This is a genomic window from Streptomyces sp. MB09-02B, assembly GCF_033794485.1.
GTDB lineage: Bacteria > Actinomycetota > Actinomycetes > Streptomycetales > Streptomycetaceae > Streptomyces.
The window spans coordinates 13,566-31,383 of record NZ_JARGEE010000011.1; the positions used below are offsets into that span (position 1 = coordinate 13,566).

The 17,818-nt window shown below is 72.0% G+C and carries 15 protein-coding genes; 9 read left to right on the forward strand and 6 right to left on the reverse strand.

Annotated features, from left to right (window positions below; translation table 11 throughout):
- The first annotated feature begins 197 nt into the window (after positions 1–197).
- The 5 genes from P1P70_RS03420 (at position 198) to P1P70_RS03440 (ending at position 6,059) form a co-directional block, all read left to right on the forward strand.
- On the forward strand, positions 198–353 hold the full coding sequence (locus P1P70_RS03420) for a hypothetical protein (RefSeq protein WP_319234439.1): 156 nt from the start codon (positions 198–200) through the stop codon (positions 351–353).
- Positions 350–2,500: a molybdopterin oxidoreductase family protein gene (locus tag P1P70_RS03425; protein WP_319234440.1), complete on the forward strand. Its 2,151-nt coding sequence runs from the start codon at positions 350–352 to the stop codon at positions 2,498–2,500. Before P1P70_RS03420 ends, P1P70_RS03425 begins: the two co-directional genes overlap by 4 nt.
- A 42-nt stretch (positions 2,501–2,542) precedes the next feature.
- A complete protein-coding gene (locus P1P70_RS03430; protein ID WP_319234441.1) occupies positions 2,543–3,772 on the forward strand; it encodes an NAD(P)/FAD-dependent oxidoreductase in 1,230 nt (409 codons plus the stop codon).
- Positions 3,769–5,388, forward strand: coding sequence for an FAD-dependent oxidoreductase (locus P1P70_RS03435; RefSeq protein WP_319234443.1), 1,620 nt, complete (start codon positions 3,769–3,771; stop codon positions 5,386–5,388). The genes P1P70_RS03430 and P1P70_RS03435 overlap by 4 nt, the downstream gene beginning before the upstream one ends.
- A gap of 143 nt (positions 5,389–5,531) precedes the next feature.
- Positions 5,532–6,059: an SMI1/KNR4 family protein gene (locus tag P1P70_RS03440; protein WP_319234444.1), complete on the forward strand. Its 528-nt coding sequence runs from the start codon at positions 5,532–5,534 to the stop codon at positions 6,057–6,059.
- A 165-nt stretch (positions 6,060–6,224) separates the two neighbouring features.
- Here P1P70_RS03440 and P1P70_RS03445 read toward each other — a convergent pair whose 3' ends face one another.
- A complete protein-coding gene (locus tag P1P70_RS03445; RefSeq protein WP_319234446.1) occupies positions 6,225–6,956 on the reverse strand; it encodes a DUF1963 domain-containing protein in 732 nt (243 codons plus the stop codon).
- 155 nt (positions 6,957–7,111) lie between these two features.
- On the opposite strand from P1P70_RS03445, the gene P1P70_RS03450 reads away from it, so the two are divergent.
- A complete protein-coding gene (locus tag P1P70_RS03450) occupies positions 7,112–9,574 on the forward strand; it encodes an ATP-binding protein (RefSeq protein WP_319234448.1) in 2,463 nt (820 codons plus the stop codon).
- Between the two features lie 162 nt (positions 9,575–9,736).
- On the opposite strand, the gene P1P70_RS03455 is transcribed toward P1P70_RS03450, so the two are convergent.
- The 3 genes from P1P70_RS03455 to P1P70_RS03465 all read right to left on the reverse strand — a co-directional run bounded on the left by P1P70_RS03455 (position 9,737) and on the right by P1P70_RS03465 (position 12,753).
- The gene (locus tag P1P70_RS03455; protein WP_319234450.1) at positions 9,737–10,795 is read right to left on the reverse strand and encodes a macro domain-containing protein; all 1,059 of its coding nucleotides are present in this window, start codon (positions 10,793–10,795) and stop codon (positions 9,737–9,739) included.
- A gap of 175 nt (positions 10,796–10,970) precedes the next feature.
- Entirely contained in the window at positions 10,971–11,732 is a 762-nt protein-coding gene (locus P1P70_RS03460) for a nuclear transport factor 2 family protein (RefSeq protein WP_319234451.1), read from the reverse strand.
- A gap of 154 nt (positions 11,733–11,886) precedes the next feature.
- A complete protein-coding gene (locus P1P70_RS03465) occupies positions 11,887–12,753 on the reverse strand; it encodes an SDR family oxidoreductase (RefSeq protein WP_319234452.1) in 867 nt (288 codons plus the stop codon).
- A 92-nt stretch (positions 12,754–12,845) separates the two neighbouring features.
- Here P1P70_RS03465 and P1P70_RS03470 point away from each other — a divergent pair, with 92 nt between their 5' ends.
- A complete protein-coding gene (locus P1P70_RS03470) occupies positions 12,846–13,805 on the forward strand; it encodes an AraC family transcriptional regulator (protein WP_319234454.1) in 960 nt (319 codons plus the stop codon).
- A gap of 175 nt (positions 13,806–13,980) precedes the next feature.
- Here the strand turns inward: P1P70_RS03470 and P1P70_RS03475 are convergent, their stop codons facing one another.
- Both P1P70_RS03475 and P1P70_RS03480 read right to left on the reverse strand, forming a co-directional pair.
- Positions 13,981–15,840, reverse strand: a complete 1,860-nt coding sequence (locus P1P70_RS03475) for a ricin-type beta-trefoil lectin domain protein (protein WP_319234456.1) — start codon at positions 15,838–15,840, stop codon at positions 13,981–13,983.
- A 13-nt stretch (positions 15,841–15,853) separates the two neighbouring features.
- A complete protein-coding gene (locus P1P70_RS03480) occupies positions 15,854–16,075 on the reverse strand; it encodes a hypothetical protein (RefSeq protein ID WP_319234457.1) in 222 nt (73 codons plus the stop codon).
- Between the two features lie 596 nt (positions 16,076–16,671).
- Between P1P70_RS03480 and P1P70_RS03485 the strand changes: the two genes are divergently transcribed.
- On the forward strand, positions 16,672–16,800 hold the full coding sequence (locus P1P70_RS03485) for a hypothetical protein (RefSeq protein WP_319234458.1): 129 nt from the start codon (positions 16,672–16,674) through the stop codon (positions 16,798–16,800).
- A complete protein-coding gene (locus P1P70_RS03490) occupies positions 16,793–17,674 on the forward strand; it encodes an amidohydrolase family protein (RefSeq protein ID WP_319234460.1) in 882 nt (293 codons plus the stop codon). Before P1P70_RS03485 ends, P1P70_RS03490 begins: the two co-directional genes overlap by 8 nt.
- The last annotated feature ends 144 nt before the right edge of the window (positions 17,675–17,818 follow it).

A 17,818-nucleotide genomic window follows, 5' to 3' on the forward strand; every position in this document is an offset into this window, starting at 1 on the left:
CCCTCTCGTCTCCCGCGACGGCACCGCCGGTCCGAGCACCGTCGTCCGCACAGAGCCGAGCGCCGTCATCCGCACAGATCTGAACACCGTCGGCCGCACAGATCTGAACACACCGTGGTCCGGACAGATCTGAACACCGTCATCCGGACCGCCGTACTGACGGAGGAGGGGCCGCACGCCGGCCGTGGTGGGCCGTCGTGCTCGACCCCGAACCCGTCGAGGAGTACGAGGAGATGCTGCTGAGAGCGGCCACATCACCGCGGGCGCCGCTCGCGGCCGCGTCCGGACCGGACGCCACGCCCCCGACCGGGCGCGTGGCACCGACGCGGGCCGTGGAGGGCGGGCTCCGATGAACGAACGGGCCGACGGCGTCCCCACGCACTGCCCCTACTGCTCCCTGCAGTGCGGGACCGTGCTGCGGCCCGACCCGGGAGGCGCGGCGCCTGTCGCGGTCGCCGGGTGGCCGGAGTTCCCGGTCAACCGGGGGGCGTTGTGCGGCAAGGGACAGAGCGCCGCCGACCTGCTGGATCCGGCGGACCGGCTCACCACGCCGCTGGTCCGCGACGGCCGGGGCGCGCCGTTGCGGCCCGCCACCTGGGACGAGGCGCTGGAGCGTGTGGCCTCGGGCATCCGGTCGACGCAGACCGCGCACGGGAGGGACGCCGTCGGCGTGTTCGGCGGCGGCGGGCTGACCAACGAGAAGGCGTACCTGCTGGGCAAGTTCGCCCGCGTCGCGTTGCGCACGTCGGCCATCGACTACAACGGCCGGTTCTGCATGTCCTCGGCGGCCGCCGCCGTCAACCGGGCCTTCGGCCTGGACCGGGGACTGCCGTTCCCGCTCGCCGACGTCGCCGGGACCGACTGCCTCCTGCTGGTCGGCGCCAACCCGGCCGACACGATGCCGCCCGCCCTGCGCCACCTCACCCGACTGGCCGACCGGGGCGGCCGGTTGATCGTGGTGGACCCGCGCCGCACCCGCACCGCCGCCCGCGCCGACCTGCACCTGCGCCCCCTGCCCGGCACCGACCTCGCCCTGGCCCTCAGCATGCTGCACATCGCCCTCGCCGACGGCCACGTCGACGAGGACTTCGTCGCCGCCCGCACCACGGGTTTCGAGGCCGTACGCGCCACCGCGACGGAGTACTGGCCGGCCCGCGTCGAAGCACTGACCGGGGTGCCCGCCCACCGGATACGCGAAGCGGTGACGATGTTCGCCCAGGCGCCCACCGGGATGGTGCTCACCGCCCGGGGCAGCGAGCAGCACAGCAAGGGCACCGACACCGTGCACGCCTGGATCAACCTCTGTCTCGCCCTGGGCAAGGCCGGCCAGCCGTACAGCGGATACGGCTGCCTGACGGGCCAGGGCAACGGACAGGGCGGGCGCGAGCACGGGCAGAAGGCCGACCAACTGCCCGGCTACCGCAGCCTCACCGATCCGGCGGCGCGGGAACACATCGCCCGCGTCTGGGGCGTCACGCCCGGGGAACTACCCGGCCCCGGTACCTCGGCCTACGAGTTGCTCGACACCGCGGGCACGCCCGACGGGGTCCGGGCCCTGCTGGTCATGGGCTCCAACCCGGTCGTGTCGGCGCCCCACGCGGACCACGTGGAGCGCAGGCTGCGGGAGCTGGACCTGCTGGTGGTCGTCGACGTCGTACGGTCCGAGACGGCCGAACTCGCCGACGTCGTCCTGCCGTCGGCCCAGTGGGCGGAGGAGACCGGCACCCTGACCAACCTGGAGGGCAGGGTGATCCTGCGCCGCAAGGCCGTCGAGCCGCCCGCACAGGTGCGCACCGATCTGGAGATCCTCTCCGCCCTCGCGGCCCGGCTCGGCCGGACCGAGGGCTTCCCTGCCGATCCCCGCCTCGTCTTCGACGAACTGCGGGCCGCGTCGGCCGGTGGCCGGGCCGACTACGCGGGGATCAGCTACGAACGGATCACCGCGGAGAACGGGGTGTTCTGGCCGTGCCCGGCGGACGAACACCCCGGAATGCCCCGGCTGTTCCTGGAGTCCTTCGCGACGTCCGACGGCCGGGCCCGCATGGTGCCGGTCCACCACCGGGCGGCGGCCGAGACCACCGACGAGCGGTATCCACTGCACCTGATCACCGGACGGCTGCTGGCCCACTACCAGAGCGGCGCGCAGACCCGCCGGGTGGCCGCCTCACAGTCCGCCGCGCCGGGGCCGTACGTCGAGATCCACCCCGCCACGGCTGCCCGGCTCGGCGTGGCGGACGGCGAGCCGGTGACGGTGACCAGCAGGCGGGGCACGGCCACGGCCCCGGCCAGGCTGAGCGCGGACATCCGCCCGGACGTGGTGTTCATGCCCTTCCACTGGTCCGGGCCGGGACGGGCCAACACCGTCACCAACCCCGCGCTCGACCCCGTCTCGCGCATGCCCGAGTTCAAGGTCTGCGCCGTACGCGTGGCACCGGTGGCCGCGCCCCGTTCCCGTCCGACGGGAACGCCGCCCGCGGCGACCGCCGCACAGGCCCTGTGATCGGTCGATCGGTTCCTGGAGGTGTCCGTGGGAGAGGTGTCCGTGGGAAGGGAAGACGGTGTCGCGCGCCGCGTCCTCGTGGTCGGCTGCGGCATGGCGGGAGCCCGGTTCGTCGGACGGTTGACGGCCCTGAACCCCGACATCCGGATCACCGTCCTCGACGGCGAACAACGCCCCGCCTACAACCGCACGCTCCTGACCGGCGTCCTCGCCGGCCGCCACCACCCCGAGGACATCGCCCTGCCCCTGCCGCCCGGCATCGACCTGAGGACCGGCGTCCGCGCAGTGACCGTGCACCGGGCCACCCGCACCGTCGTCGACTCCACCGGCACCGAACACACCTACGACGCACTGGTCCTGGCGACCGGCAGCCGCCCCCGCCACCCGTGGCCCCGCAGCCGCCCGGGGCCGGGCGGCTGCCGCCACCTGACCGACGACCACGCCGACGCCGGCGCGCCCGTGGTCGTCGGCGGCGGACTCCTGGGCGTCGAGACCGCCCTCGCCCTCGCTGCCCGCACCCTCCCGGTGACCCTCGTCCACCGTGGCCCCCACCTGCTCCACCGTCACCTGGACACGAGAGCCGGAGCCCTGCTCCGGGGCGTCCTGGAGGACGCGGGCGTCACGGTCAGGACGGGAACGCCCGCGTCGGGACCCGTCGACGGCCCCGACGGCCCCGACGGCCCCGAGGGCCCCGGGGTGCGGCTCGGGAACGGGGACGTGGTGGGCGCCGACCTCGTCGTGCTCACCAGTGGTACGCGACCGCGCGTCGGGCTTGCGCGAAGGGCGGGGCTCCCGGTGCGGTCCGGGGTGGTGGTCGCCGACACGCTGGCCAGTGTCGGCGATCCGGACGTGTACGCCATCGGGGACTGCGCCGAGCACCGCGGGGTCGTGCACGACACGGCCGTGCCGGCCTGGCAGCAGGCCGAGGTGCTCGCGGCCAGGCTGTCCGGACACGACCGGCACGCGCGGTTCACGGGCGCCCGCACCCTCACCCGGCTCATCACGAAGGACGTCGACCTGGCGGTGTTCGGCGAGGCCACCACCGCGATCGGGGCCGGCCTCCGGGCTGCTGCCAGGACCGATGTGCTGTCCGTGTCGGACGACCGGCGGCGCGTCTACAAGAAGATCGTCACCCGCGACGACCGCGTCGTCGGCGGCATCCTGCTCGGCGATCTGTCCACCGTCGACACCGTGCGCCGGGCCTACGAGACGACCGGACCGCTGCCACCTGACCGCCTCCACCTGGTCTCGACACTCGGGGGCGACGGATGACCGGCCACCTCGTGCTGGTCGGCCACGGGATGGTCGCCCACACCCTGCTGACGGCCCTGGACGCACGCGGCGCGTTACGGCACCGGCGGGTCACGGTGGTCGCCGAGGAGGACGTACCGCCCTACGACCGCCTCCAACTCTCCCGGTACCTCCAGGAGGCCGACCCGGAGAACCGCCTCCTCCAGCGGACCGGACCCACGGGCATCCTCCTCGGTGAGCCCGGCCTCGCCGACCGCACGGGCATCCGTACCCACCTCGGGGACCCCGCCGTCGCCATCGACCGCCGCCGGCGCCGCGTCACCACGGCCACCGGCCGCGTCATCGACTACGACCACCTGGTCCTCGCCACCGGCTCCCGCCCCCTCGTCCCGCCCGTACCCGGAGCCGACGCCACCGGCTGCTTCGCCTACCGGACGGCCGCGGACGTACGGGCCATCCGCGCCCACTGCGACGCGACAGGAGCGCGGGTGGGCACGGTGATCGGCGGCGGGCTGCTGGGACTGGAGGCCGCGGGCGCGTTACGGACCCTCGGGCTGACCACCCAGGTCGTCGAGTCGGCCCCTTGGCTGATGCCCCGTCAACTGGACGAGTACGGCGGCTGGACGCTGCGCCGGCACATCGAGGACCTGGGCATCGCCGTCCACACGGACACCCGTCTCGCCGCCGTCGACACCGACGCGGGGAACGGGGCCGTCGGCGTACGGCTCCGGTCACCGGACGGTGCGTCACCCGTGGCCGTCCGCGCCGACGTGGTCGTGTTCGCGGCGGGGGTGCGGCCCCGCGACGAACTCGCCCGGTCCTGCGGACTCGCCGTGGGGGAGCGGGGCGGCATCGTCGTCGACGGGACCTGCCGCACCGAGGACGAGCGCGTGTACGCCATCGGGGACTGCGCGCTCACCCCCGACGGACGCGCGCCCGGCATGCTGGCTCCGGGCAACGCCATGGCCCGGGTGGTCGCCGACCGGCTGACCGGCGGCACGCAGACCTTCACCGGGTGGGACACGGCGACCCGGCTGAAGCTGCTCGGCGTCGTGGTCGCCTCCTTCGGCGACCTGCCGGGGGAGGCGAGGACCGGAGGGTTCGACGCCGTCGACGCCGTCGGGACCTCCGGGACCTCCGGGAGCTTCGAGGCGACGCACCTCGACACGCGGGCCGGGGTGTACCGCAGCCTGCGCGTGTCCGGCGACGGGCGGCTGCTCGGCGGGATGTTCGTGGGGGACTCCTCCGGCTACGCGGCGTTGCGCGACCTCGTGGGCAGCGACCGTCCACTGCCCGCCCCCGTCGAGGAGCTCGTCCTCCCCGGACCGCTGCCAGGGCGGTCGGCGGCCCTCGGACCGGTGCCGGACGAGACGGTGATCTGCCACTGCCACAACGTCCCGGCGGGCACGGTCCGCTCTGCGGTCCGGGACGGCTGCGCCGACCCGGAGGCGATAGGGCACCGCACCCGCGCCGGAAGCGGCTGCGGAGGCTGCGCGGAGACCGTGGCCGCACTGCTGGGTGAAGGGCTGCCGACCCCGGGCGTCGGCCTGACCCCGACGACCGCGACGACGGTGTCGACCGCGACGACGGTGACGGGCACAACGCCCCCACCGGAGCACCGGCCGTCGGTAGCGTGATCGTCGTGATGGTGGGCACTGCGGAAACCCGGCTGGTCGTGCTGCGCGGCAACAGCTACGCCCTCGACGCCGCATTGCCCGTTGACCGTTGACCGTTGACCCGAGTTTGATCGCGGTAGACGTCTTGTCGCTAGCATGTGCGAGTGACGCCCGCCGATGACCGCCGTTTCCCCGCCGCGCTCGCCGCCGCCCTGGCCGTTCCGTCCGCATACGAGGGCGGTGACGGGGTCGACTTCGAGCCCTTCGAGGTGTTCCTGTCCGCCGAGGAGACCACCGAGTGGTTCCGGGCATGGACGGGAAACGACGAACTGGACGGCGAGGCCTTCCGCGTCTTCGGCCAGGACGGAACGGGCGGGTACGCGGCGTTCTGGTTGATCCGGCCCGGCCTGCCCCTGGCCGATCAACCCGTCGTCTTCCTCGGCTCCGAGGGAGAGACCGGTGTGGTGGCCCGTGACCTGGGCGACTTCCTGTGGCTGCTGGCGGGAGGCTTCGGCCCCTGGGAGGCGGCCACCTCGTACGAACCCGACTGGACACCCAGTCCGCATCACGAGCTGACGGCCGTCGCTGAACAGTTCGCACCGGACCACCGTCAACCGGCCGCGGCCGTGATCGAGCTGGCCACCAAGGAGTTCCCCGACTTCGACGACACCGTCATGGCACTCTGCCGCTGACCCCCGCGAGGGCGGCGTCACCCTTCGGCGTCGCCGCCCCGCCCATGCGTCAGGACCGTGCTCGTGACCCCGTTGGAGAGATGGTCGTCGCGTGGCGCTTCGGCGAGTACGACGACGAGGAACAAACCCCTTGAGCCGACGGAAGCACAGGACGACCCGCCCGCGTCAACCGGCCATGTCGTAGCAGGCCCGTGCCTCGGTGAAGCGGCCCGCGGACAGGTCGTCCCGGCGTATCACCCAGTGGTCGATGCCCAGTTCACCTTCGGTCACGTCCTCGCCGCCCACCTCCGCGAGCAGGACCCGGTCGCCGGGGCCGTGATCGTGCTCGGTGAGGGGATCCGCGTTCCAGACCCAGGGGCAGCCGCCCCACTGCACGGGACCGTCCGTCTGCATCTCGCCGGAGGTCTTCCACCACACCGAGCCCAGCTCATCGCCGTGCGGGAACTCCTCGGTGCCGGAGGCGCGGTTGGGCAGGGAGGGATCGAGCGACAGACGGAGGTCCTGGACCGGAAGGACCTGCGGAGGCCAGTCCCCACCCGGAGCGCGTTCGGAGACGGGCGTGCCGACCGGGACGTACACGAGCCGGTACCAGTCGTCGCCGTCCCACGGTTCCTCGGTGTCCGCGAAGAAGAGCAGCGTGCCGTCCTGCGGCAGCGGTAGATCCGTCGAGCCGGACGGGACGGCCGCGAGGTCGACCGAGGCGAGGAACGGCAGGTCCGGAACGGGCTCGCCCTCGGCCATCGGCGGCAGCCCACCCAGCCGCCCGGCCACCGCGCCGTCGAACGGGGCCTGACCCACCGGAGTCAACGTCACGCAGGGACGGACGGTCCCGAGCCACCGCTCGATCTCGTCCTCCGGCACACCACGACCACGGGCTTCCTCACGGAAAGGATCCATCGATCTCATCCTGCCGAGTATGCCCGGCGCCGATCACCGCCCGCGCTCTCGGCAACTGGCTCGATGGCACCTCTCGGAAGGCGCGCGGGAAAGGGGACAGTTGAGGCGACCGAGCGGGAGTCCTTGTCGTCGCCGGGCTGTACCAGGGGGTGCCGATGCTGGGGGAGTTGCTGCGTGAGCACCGACGGCTGCTGGGTCTCACCCAGGAGGAGTTGGCGGAGCGGGCGGGTGTGAGTGTGCGCACCATCAGCCACCTGGAGACCGGCCGGATCAGCTGGCCGAGACCCGCCACCGTACGGCAACTGGCCGACGCCCTTGCGCTGGTGGGCGAACCGCTTCGACGATTCCGGCAAGCCGCGACGGACACGACCTGTACGGACCCGGTACCGAAGGCCGCGCCGAAGCCCCCAGGAGCAAGAGCCGGCTGGGCGGCGCCCGCCCAACTCCCCTCGCCACTGGCAGGGTTCGTGGGCCGAACCGAGCAACTGCGCGCACTGGATACTCTCTTGGGTCCTGTACGGAAGGCCGAGGGGCAGCGGCACGCCGACGGTCAGCACGCCCTCCACCAGGACCCGCGCGACAGGCTCGACGGACCCCGAACGGTCGTCATCTCGGCCATCGCGGGCACCGCCGGCGTCGGGAAGACCGCTCTCGCCGTGTACTGGGCGGCCAGGGTCGCTCACCATTTTCCTGACGGGCAGCTGTACGTGAACCTGCGGGGGTTCCATCCGGCGGAGTCGGTGATGAGTTCCGGGCAGGCGACCCGCGGATTCCTGGAGGCGTTCGGCGTCCCCGCCGAGCAGCTCGCCGGGGAGGCGGAGGCGCAGACGGGGCTGTACCGGAGCCTCTGCGCCGGCAAGCGGATCCTCGTGCTGCTGGACAACGCGCGCGACGCCGAGCAGGTACGGCCGTTGCTGCCGGGCTCGCCCGGTTGCCTGGCCCTGGTCACCAGCCGCAACCGGCTGACGGGGCTGGTCGCGTGCGACGGCGCCCAACCCCTCCCGCTCGACCTGCTGACCGAGGACGAGGCACGACACCTGCTGGCCCGCCGCCTCGGCGCGGCCCGGGTCGCGGCGGAACCCGGCGCGGCGGCGGAGATCGTGAGCCGGTGCGCCCGGCTGCCGCTGGCGCTGTCGATCGTGACCGCCCGGGCCGAGATGAACCCGGCGTTCCCCCTGTCGGGATTCGCCCGGGAGCTGGGCGAGGCCGGTGCCGGTCTCGCTCCCTTCACCGGGGGCGACCCGTCGACGGACATACGGGGCGTGTTCTCGTGGTCGTACCGCCTGGTCGGCGAGGAGGCGGCGCGGATGTTCCGGCTGCTCGGGCTGCACCCGGGCCCCGACATCGCCAGGGAGGCGGCCACCAGCCTGTACGGGCTGCCTCCCGGTGCGGCCCGTGCCGCCCTCGCCGAACTGGAGCACGCGCATCTGATCGGCCAGCACCTCCACGGCCGTTACACCCTCCACGACCTGCTCCGCGTCTACGCGGGCGAACTGACCGACACCCTCGACGCGGAGACCGATCGGGACGCCTCCCTCCGTTGCCTCCTCGACCACTACCTGCACAGTGCCGTGGCGGCCACCGAGGCGCTCAGCCCGCACCGGGAGCCGATCCGTGCCACCGGGCCCGCCCCCGGGACCGCCCCCGAGCGGCCCGACACCTACGGCTCGGCCCTTGCCTGGTTCGCCACAGAGCTGTCCAACCTGACCGAGGCGGTACGAACAGCCGCCGCCCGTACCGGCTTCGAGACCCACGCCTGGCAACTGGCCTGCGCCATGGTGAGCTTCTTCGACGTCGCCGGACGCTGGCCGGAGTGGACCGAGACCCATCTGCTCGCCCTGGACGCCGCCCGGCGCGCCGGCGACACCCCCGGCGAGGCCCGAACCCTGCGCAACCTCGCCCGCGTCCACTCCCGGCAGGGCCGGTACGTCGAAGCCGTCGGCGCGCTGCGCCGCTCGCTGTTGCTCTGCCTCGATCTCGGCGACACGTTCGGACAGGCCCAGGCCCTTCGTTTCCTCAGCACGGTGCTGGGTCGGCTCGGCAGACACAGCCTCGCGCTGGACCAGGCGCAGAAAGCCCTGGACCTGCTGAAGGCCGCCGGTCATCCCGTCGGGCAGGGCCGGGTCCTCAACCAGATCGGCTGGCAGCTCTCGCACCTCGGCGACCACCACCGGGCTGTCCAGTACTGCCGGCAGGCCCTGCGGATCCTCCAGGAGTTCGACGACCCCGACGGCGCGGGCGCGACCTGGGACAGCCTCGGTTTCGCCCACCGGCACCTCGGCGAGCACGACGAGGCGATCGCCTGTCTCCAGGAGGCCCTGCGGCTACGGCGGGAGCGCGCCGACAGTTACGAGGTGGCCGAGACCCTCGCCCACCTCGGCGACGCCCTGCTCGACGCGGGCAAGCACGAACGAGGCCGCCGAGTCCTGCGCGAGGCCCTGGAGATCCTCGAACAACTGGGCCACAGCGACGCCGTCCACGTCCGCGCCCGCCTGCGCGCGGCCGGCGGGCCGGGGCGGCCGACCCCAGCCGCCGGTCCCGGGCCGACGGCACCGGGGACGGCACTGCAGACCGCATGGACCCATGCGCCGCGACCCCCGCGCCCGACTCACCGTTGAGGTCCCACCGGCCCGTACACACACGGCTGTCGCACGGCGGACGCCGCACACCTGAAAGCCGCGACCGCCGGCGGGGATCCGCTCGGTCGAGGCCGTCGCGTAGGCGGTCAGCAGCAGTCCGGCCCCGCACCACCCGATGGCGGCGACGGCCGCCTCCGCCTACTACCGTCCCGCTGACGGAAGCGGGCCGTGGGCATCCGCGGGCCCCGTGCGTCCGTCGCCGCCGAGGGCGTTCCGGTAGGCCCGTTCGTCGTCCTCCCCGAACACGGTGAAGATCACGCGGTCGAACCGGCCGGGACGCGCTGCGATCCAGTCGGCGACGGTGCGGAGCGCGACGGGTGCCGCCTCGGCCTTGGGGTAGCCGAAGACGCCCGTGCTGACGGCGCACAGCGCGACCGTGCGGATGGCCTCCACCTCGGCGGCGAGGTCGAGGCACGCCCGGTAGGAGGAGGCGAGCAACCGCGCGTCCCGTGCCTGCGGACGGCCTCGCAGCACAGGACCGACGGTGTGCAGGACGTACCGGGCCGGCAGGTGGTAGCCCCGGGTGATCTTGGCCGTACCGGTGGGTTCGAGGGCTCCTTGTCCCACGATGATCGTGTGGCAGTCGTCGCGCAGGCGGGGCCCGGCGGCGTTGTGGATGGCGTTGTCGATGCAGGGGTGCATCGGACGGAAGCAGCCGAGCAGCTGGCTGTTGGCGGCGTTGACCACGGCGTCGGCGGCCAGCGTGGTGATGTCTCCGCGCCACAGCACGGTCTCGGTCGCGCCGGGGTGGGCCGTGCCCGGGAACTCCTCGCCGATGGTGGGCAGTTCGAGTGCCGGGACGGCGGGCCGTAGGTCCCGTTCCGCGCCGAGGACCGCGTCCAGATCCCGGTCCGTTCCCTCCGGCAGCGGACCGGGATCGCGTACGGTCAGCAGGGCGCGCAGCATCCGACGGGCCGTGGCTGCGCCGGTGCCGGTTTCGGTGCTTGCGCCGGTTTCGGTATCGGTGAGGTGCCGCAGCATGTCGGGCCGCAACCCCGACCGGGACACGGCCGGATCGGCACCGAGCAGGCGCAGTGCCGAACGCACATGGGCGTCCAGCCGATCGGCTGTGGCCGGGGCCGCCGTCGGACGGAAGGGCTCGTCGAGGGCGACGGCGGATCGGTAGGCGGCCAGGGGCAGCGCGGAGGACCGGGTCTCCGTCCCGGCGACGGATTCGGCCCCGACACGGATCGACTTCATCAAAGGCTCCGGGTGGTGCGGGTGAACGAGGTGTGCCGATGGCCCGGCACCGCGCGTCGGCGCACGCGGGGCAGGGCCATCGATGGGTGGGTCACACTTCTTCGTGTGTGCCGACGCGCGGCTCGCCGGTCCGGCCCTCAGCCGTGTCGTAGGCCCGGAAGGCGGTACGGGACGGTCAGAACAGGCCGTTGCCGTGTGGGAGTTCGGCCGGGACGGGGGCGATGACGTCCCAGTGCTCGACGATCCTGCCGTCCGCGACCCGGAAGAGGTCGTAGTAGGCGACCGCCACGCCGAACTCGCCCTCGGACTGGGTCAGGACGAACTCGCCCTCGGCGATGATCCGGTGGACCTTCTTGTAGACCAGGTTCTTGCCCTGCTCGGCCCACTTGGCCGCGGCCGCCCCGAAGCCGTCGAGGCCGTCGGCGGCTTCGGTGTTGTGCTGGTGGTAGGTCTCGGTGGAGATGTAGTCGGTGAGCACCGAGTAGTCGGCCCCGACGAGGACCTTCTCGGCGAACTCGGCCACCAGGGCGCGGTTGGCGTCGGTCCGGTCGGTCTCGGTGACGGCCGCGGGACCGTCGGTCTGGGAGCGGCCGGAGACGGTGTCCTTGACCAGCGGTGTCAGGGCGTCCCAGTGCTCGGCCAGCTTGCCGTCGGCGTCGACGCGGAAGACGTCGAACCCGACGAGCGGGTCCGGACCGAAGCCGTGGTACGTGCCGTGCAGGGCGACGAGGTCACCGTCGGCGAGGACCCGGGCGCCCTCGTAGCGGAAGTCCTCGCCCAGGCCGCCGACGAGCCCGCGCAGGGCCTCGGGCCCGTCGGCGGCGAGCGCGCTGTGCTGCTTGTAGTCGGCGGCCACCCAGCGGTCCACGGCGGAGGGGTCCTTGTCGCGGAACAGCTCGGCGGCGGCCTGAAGGACGGTGTTCTTCGCGTTGCTCATGACTGTCTTCCTTGCTCGGGGGCCCGGCCGGGACGGATCGATGGTTCCGGCGGCGATGTGTTCAAACTAGGCCGACGGCATCGGTTTTCTCCGCAGAATGTGGACTGCTGATAGTCAAAAACCGACAAGCTTCCTGTGTGGGCGGCAGTGTGCCTCAGCGCGCGACGGCACGGACGACATCGGCGAGGAGCGTGGCGGGACGGCCGGTGAGGCGGGGCACGGCATCGCTGACGCCGTCGAGCTCGCCGGAGGCGATGGCGGTGTAGGTGGACACCCAGGCGTCCACCTGCCAGTCCGGAGCGCCGTAGGAGGCGCGGGAGGCGTAGGCCTCCTCGACCGTCTCCTGCCGGTAGGTGACGGCGCGTCCGAGCTGCTCGGACAGGATGGCGGCCGCATCGTCCAGCGAGAGCGACTCGGGTCCGGTCATGTCGTACGTCAGGCCCACGTGGTCGTCGGGCCGGGACAGCACCGCGGCGGCCGCGTCGGCGATGTCGTCCTGGGCGACGAACGCGGCGCGCCCGCTTCCGGCCGGGCCGCGGATGACGCCGTCCTCGCCGACGAGGTCCGGGACGAACTCCGCGTAGAAGTTGTCCCGGAGGAAGGTGTACGCCAGTCCGCTCGCGCGGATGTGCTGCTCGGTGTGGAAGTGGTCGCGCGCCAGGGTGAAGGTGGCGTCGGGTGCCGCGCCGTAGAAGGAGACGTACACCAGGTGCCGCACACCCGCCTCGGCCGCGGCATCCACGAACGCCTTGTGCTGGGTGAGCCGGTCGGCGCTCTCGGAGGCGGAGACCATGAAAAGGGTGCGGGTTCCGGCGAGGGCCTCCCGCACGGCGTCCCGGTCCGCGTACGCGCCGCGCACGGCCACGGCAGCGCTCAGCCGAGGGGCGCGTTCCGGGTTGCGGACCAGGAGTTTCTGCGGGACGCCGCGCTCGGCCAGCCGCCGGGCGACGCGCCCGCCGAGCCGACCGGTGGAGCCGGTGACGACGGTCGTGGGGGTGGATGCGGCGGTTGCTTCGGACATGTGGGCATGCCTTCCTTCAGAGGTTCCGTCCCCCCAGCGGCACTGCCAACGTACGAAGAGCGCGGGAAGGAAGCCGGATAAACTTCGGACTGATGATGGCCAAAAAGCGACACGAGTCCCCGCGCGACATCCCGGAGATCCTGTTCGCCGCGCCCGCCGGCACACCCGCCGGGATCGAGGTCATGTCGCTGGCCGAACTACGGCGGCGTGTCTCCGGGGACACCCTCACCCGGACCCGGCGTCCCGACTTCCACCATCTGCTCACGCTCACGGCGGGCGACCTCCGGCACGTCGTCGACTTCGACGACTACGCCCTGCGGCCGGGCTCCTGGCTGTGGGTACGCCCGGGGCAGGTGCACCAGTGGGGTGACCTCACCCATGCCGAGGGGACTCTGATCCTCTTCCAGCAGGACGTGCTGGACCCGGCCACGGCGACAGCCGCCAGGGTCGACGATCCGCACGCACCGGTCGTCACCACCCCCGTAGGCGCCGACGCCGAGGCGGTGACCATGGCCGCGGACCACCTGCGCCACGAGTTCCAGTCGCTGGGGCACCTGCCTCTCGACCTGCACATCGCGGCTCTGCGTCACCTCCTGGCCGTTCTCCTGCTGCGGCTGGCCCATCTCACCGTCCCGGTCGGCGGCCCCGCTCCGGAGCCCGACGAGACCTACCTGCGCTTCCGGGACGCGGTCGAACGGCACTTCACCGCCACCCGGCGGGTGGAGGACTACGCCCACATGCTCGGCTACTCGGGGCGCACCCTCGCCCGGGCGGCCCTGGCGGGCGCCGGGCTGAGCGCGAAGGAGTTCATCGACCGCCGGGTCGTGCTGGAGGCGAAGCGTCTCCTGGCGCACAGCGACGAGAGCGCGGCGCAGATCTCGGACCACCTCGGCTTCGTCACGCCGTCCCAGTTCAGCAAGTTCTTCCTGCAACGCGCGGGCCGCACCCCGATCGACTTTCGCAACGGAATCCGGGGGCGGGCCGAGGCCCCCGAGCCGTCGGCTGCCCCCGGCCGCCGCGCCGACGGGCGAAGCACGCGCAAGGTGTCGTAGGTGTGCCGCGTCGCGATGGTCACCCAGCGGGTGCCGGAGAACGCCCCGATGCCCCGCCGACCGCCGAACCGGCCGTATCCGCATGGTCGTTCCGGCCGGCCGAGCCGCAGCACGACGCGGCGTCCGGCCGGTCCGCGGGACGTACCCGCGCACCGAACCGGACGCCGTTCGTCCGTCAAGCTCCGCTGGAGAGCGACCACTTCTGGTTGGACGCGCCGGTGCAACTCCACAGCTGGACCTTGGAACCGTTCGCCGTCGCCGTGCCGGTCACGTCGAGGCAGAGTCCGGACAGGTCGTTGGTGACACTGCCGTCGGCGCGGAACGTCCATTTCTGGCTGGCGCCGCCGTTGCAGTCCCAGGTGATCACCTTCGTCCCGTTGGCGGTGCCGTTCCCGGACGCGCCGAGGCACTTGCCCGCGATCCGGAGTTCGCGGCCCGCGGAGTAGGCGTAGGCCTGGTTGGCGTTCCCGGACGTGCAGTCCCAGATGTACTGCTGGACACCGTTGGCCGGGTTGCCGGTGTCGTCCAGGCACCGGTTCGAGCCCTGGCCGACGAGCGGGGCGGCGGCCGTCTGCGCGCCCCGGGTGAAGGTCACCGTGGCGCCGGCGGGCAGGGTGTACTGGAAGGAACCCGCGTTGTTCCAGGTGACTGTGAAGGCGGTGCTGCTGCTGTTGTTGTTGTGCGCGACCATGACCTCACCGCCGTCCGGGTTCTTGTAGGCCTGGGCCCAGACGTTGCCGCCGTCGCTGTAGCCGATCCGCGTGGCGCCCGGGGCGACGAACTTCGAGAACTGGCCCAGCTGGTAGTAGTTGTTGGTGTACGTCGCCTTGCCGGTCGCCTGGTCGACGGTGACCAGCCCGGTGCACTTCTCGCAGCCGACGCCCATCTTCGGTCCGCCGGCGGTGTCCAGGGCCAGGTTCCACAGGAGCACGCCGTTGGCCCAGTTGAAGGTGGACTCCAGGGTGAGCTGGGCCGCGTTCATCGGCGCGATGCCGGGGCCGGTGGAACACTCGCTCTCGTAGAGCCTCTTGTCCGGGAACGAGTTGTGGATGGTCGTCATGTTCCGCAGGTCGTTGCGGTAGCAGTGCCACGCGGTGCCGTACAGCGCGTCGCGGGCCGCCTGGTTGCCCATCAGCGTGTTGGCGTAGTTGACGTTCACGTGGTCCGCGTCCGCGCCCAGGATCTTCGTGTCGTCGAGGCCGGCCTGCTTCAGCGCCGGGACGAGGTGGTCGGCGATCCACCGTGCCTCGTCGGCGGCCGGCCACAGCATCGCCGAGTACGACGACGGCGAGATCGTCGGCTCGTTCTGCGGGGTGACGCCCCAGACCTTGACGCCCTTGGCCTTGTACTCCTGGAGGAACTTCACGTAGTACTGCGCGAGCGGGCCGTACATGTCGGCCTTCAGGGTGCCGTTGCCCGCGCCCAGCATCGTGTTGCTGGTCTTCATCCAGGCCGGCGGGCTCCAGGTGTTGGCGAAGAGCTTCATCGACGGGTTGAGCGCCTGGGCCTGCTTGATGATCGGGACGATGTAGGCGTCGTCGTGCGCGGTGGAGAAGTTGGCGAGGCTCGGGTCGGCGACGCCGCCGTTGTCGTCGTAGGACCAGGTCGAGGGGTTGTTGGCGGGGGTCGCGGTGTAGTCGGAGGACCCCATCGGCGTCCGCATGAGCGACAGGCCGATGCCGGACCCGCGGGTGAACAGGTCACGCATCACCCGGTCGCGGGTGGTGGCGTCGAGCTTGTTCTGCAGCAGGTAGGCCGAGGTGTCGGTGAACGAGGCACCGAAGCCGTCGATGGTCTGGAAGGTTTGGGTGTCGTCCACCTTCAGGTTCACGCTGCCCGAGGACACCGGCCCGAGTGCGATGCCCGGCTGCGGGGTCAGGGCCTGGCTCAGGTCCGACGTCGTCAGGGTCACGCCGATCGTGTCGCTCGCGGCCGACGCCGGCGCCGGGGCCATCACCGCCACTCCGCACGTGAGGGCGAGGGCCAGGACGGTGGCCTGCGCGCTCAGTCCGCGGAGGGGTTGTCTTTTCTGCATGGAGAGCCTTTCTTCACTGGAGGGTGAGGTCGTCAGGAACGAGTACGGGCCGGGGCACGGCACCGCACCGGGACATGGGCTGGGGGATCGTTCGGAGGGGGCTGACGGTCCGCTGCTGGTCGGTGTGGCCGTTCCGGGCCAACCGCCGGCACGCGGCGCCGTTGTCGGTGGCGCCCCAGCTGTCGGCGACCATGCCGTTGGCTCGGTTGACCGGCTTGTGGCGACGGGGTTCCACTCATTGACGAAGGTGCCGGCCTTGTCCTTCGCTCCGTCGATGAAGTCGTGGACCCAGGTACTGACGTCTGTCGATCGCTCTCGACATGGAGAGACCTCCCTCCGGGGCACATGAGGCGTTCCGATGGTTGACGGTGAGCAGCGCGGTCTCGGCCGACGGGTGAGCTGTGAATTACTCCCATGTCTCTTGAGCGGGGAGGACGTTACGGCTGGGTTGCCGACGATGACAAGGGTCCTCAAGCACTGATTCACGCGAGTGGGGCCGGGGAACCGCCCCCGTACCGCCCGACGGAACTGCTGGAATCAACAGCGCACCGTTCTGACCTCTACTTTCAGGCGGTTCATCGAGCGCGAGGACGCGGGTCGTGGCCCTGCTTACAATTTGGCAACGCGCCTGACAAAAGGCGGCTGAGGTAGCGGATGTCCGCTTTGTGAGGGTGCGTGACCTGCGAGCCCGGATGCGTACCATCCATGGATTGCCAGTCACCGTGTCGAGTGCCTACAGTCGGCCCCTGCCTCATTCATCCCATGTATGGGGCATCGTTCTGCCCCGCATGCCCTGACGTTTCCGCCCGCCCCTGCACTGGAGTCGCCGTCATGTCGTCCGCCGTACGCTCGTCACCGCGCATCACGGCCCTGGAGGACGTCCTCGACGTCCGTGTCCCGACCTGCTTCGTCGACCCCGTACGCGTCACCGGCGGCCCCGTCTGGGCGGCCCGTGTCTGACACCGACCGCCCCCGCCTCGTCGACGCCCACCACCACGTGTGGAACCTCGACCGACACCGTCAGCCCTGGTTGGACGACCCGGGGCATGAGCCGATCCGCCGCTCCTTCGACGCCGGCAACCTGCGTACGACCGCCACCCGGACGATCGCCGGACGCCGTCTGGAGCGAACCGTGCTCGTCCAGTGCGTCACCTCCCTGCCCGAGACGCGCGAGCTGCTGGCCCTGGCCGACGCCGACCCCCTGATCGGCGCGGTCGTCGGCTGGGTCGACCTGACCTCCCTAGCCATCAACGACATCCTCGACGCGCTGCGCGCCGCTCCCGGCGGCACTCACCTGCGAGCCGTCCGGCACATCGTGCAGGCGGAGCCGGACCCCCACTGGCTGAGGCGCCCCGTCGTCGAGTCCGGGCTGCGTGCGGTGCGCGACCACGGACTCGGCTACGACGTCCTGATCCGAAGCCACCAGCTGCCCCAGGTGATCAGGCTCGCCGAAACCATCCCTGACCTGCGAATCGTCCTCGACCACGCGGGGAAGCCGCCCATCGCCGGCGGCGACCTGAACGACTGGGAACGACAGATCCGCCTGCTGGCCCGGCATCCCCAGGCGCGCTGCAAGATATCGGGTCTCGTCACCGAGGCCGACCACCAGAAGTGGACCCTCGACGACATCCGCCCGGCGTGGGACGTGCTGCTCTCCGCCTTCGGCCCGTACCGGCTCATGTTCGGCTCGGACTGGCCGGTCTGCGAGCTCGCGGGCGGATGGAACCGCTGGGCCGCCACCGTCGAGGAGCTTCTCGCCGACTGCTCCGCGAGCGAGACCGAGGCGATCCTCGCCGGCACCGCGACCGACTTCTACCGACTGCGCCCCGGCTGAGCGGGCAGTCCGGCACCGAACCAGGAGACACCGAACCAGGAGACACCCGCCCCGAAGCCGTACCCCTCGGCCTCCCGCTGATAGTCATCCCCCGCACCCCTCCCCGTATCATCGACATCACGCCCGGCATGCGCCATGGGGACC

What these genes read in the sequence shown, in the direction of transcription:
- P1P70_RS03425 (WP_319234440.1), top strand. Translation starts at nt 350, where the DNA reads ATGAACGAACGGGCCGACGGCGTCCCCACGCACTGCCCCTACTGCTCC.
- P1P70_RS03435 (WP_319234443.1), top strand. Translation starts at nt 3,769, where the DNA reads ATGACCGGCCACCTCGTGCTGGTCGGCCACGGGATGGTCGCCCACACC.
- P1P70_RS03445 (WP_319234446.1), bottom strand. Translation starts at nt 6,956, where the DNA reads ATGGATCCTTTCCGTGAGGAAGCCCGTGGTCGTGGTGTGCCGGAGGAC.
- P1P70_RS03450 (WP_319234448.1), top strand. Translation starts at nt 7,112, where the DNA reads ATGCTGGGGGAGTTGCTGCGTGAGCACCGACGGCTGCTGGGTCTCACC.
- P1P70_RS03455 (WP_319234450.1), bottom strand. Translation starts at nt 10,795, where the DNA reads ATGAAGTCGATCCGTGTCGGGGCCGAATCCGTCGCCGGGACGGAGACC.
- P1P70_RS03460 (WP_319234451.1), bottom strand. Translation starts at nt 11,732, where the DNA reads ATGAGCAACGCGAAGAACACCGTCCTTCAGGCCGCCGCCGAGCTGTTC.
- P1P70_RS03465 (WP_319234452.1), bottom strand. Translation starts at nt 12,753, where the DNA reads ATGTCCGAAGCAACCGCCGCATCCACCCCCACGACCGTCGTCACCGGC.
- P1P70_RS03470 (WP_319234454.1), top strand. Translation starts at nt 12,846, where the DNA reads ATGATGGCCAAAAAGCGACACGAGTCCCCGCGCGACATCCCGGAGATC.
- P1P70_RS03475 (WP_319234456.1), bottom strand. Translation starts at nt 15,840, where the DNA reads ATGCAGAAAAGACAACCCCTCCGCGGACTGAGCGCGCAGGCCACCGTC.
- P1P70_RS03485 (WP_319234458.1), top strand. Translation starts at nt 16,672, where the DNA reads ATGTCGTCCGCCGTACGCTCGTCACCGCGCATCACGGCCCTGGAGGAC.